General features: G+C 62.7%; 1 protein-coding gene and 1 pseudogene. Both read left to right on the top strand.

Going from position 1 to position 437, the window contains the following annotated elements; all coding sequences use genetic code 11:
* A pseudogene (locus EOA22_RS37165) lies at nucleotides 1-275 on the top strand (hypothetical protein); the annotation flags it as partial.
* On the top strand, nucleotides 238-437 hold a 200-nt coding region (locus EOA22_RS37160), incomplete at its 3' end, for a TrbC/VirB2 family protein (RefSeq protein WP_206521606.1). The pseudogene EOA22_RS37165 and the gene EOA22_RS37160, both read left to right, overlap by 38 nt.

Genomic DNA, 437 nt, shown 5'->3' with positions numbered 1-437 from the left:
GCCCATTGCTGCTGCTCGAGCAACTTGTGCAGGAGGCCGTGGTCACGGTCCCGCGCGCGCTGATTGCGGAGACCATCGACCTCATTGCTGTCCTCGCTGGCCGGGGTGCTGCCCGCCGTCTCGTCGAGATCGCGTGGGTCGAAGGTCTTGATCCCGCCACCGGTGATTATCGCACGCTCGAAGCCAGGCTTGAGAGTGCCACAGCCACAGATCCCCAGTCCCCATTGGAGCTTCAGAATGAACCCGATCCGCTTCACTTCGTCATCTATCCCTAAGCCTGTTGTGCTGGTTACGCGTGTCGCAGTGGCGGCTGCCATCGTGGCCATGAGGATTGTGCCTGCCCACGCCGCAGGCTCGTCCATGCCGTGGGAACAACCCCTTCAGCAGATCCTCGAATCTGTCGAGGGGCCGGTCGCCAAGATCGTGGCGGTGGTTCT

The sequence above is a fragment of the Mesorhizobium sp. M7A.F.Ca.US.014.04.1.1 genome (assembly GCF_003998745.1).
GTDB classification, from domain to species: Bacteria; Pseudomonadota; Alphaproteobacteria; order Rhizobiales; family Rhizobiaceae; genus Mesorhizobium; species Mesorhizobium ciceri.
Note: the sequence above shows the minus strand (reverse complement) of the source record. Positions and strands in the feature narration are given on the sequence as shown.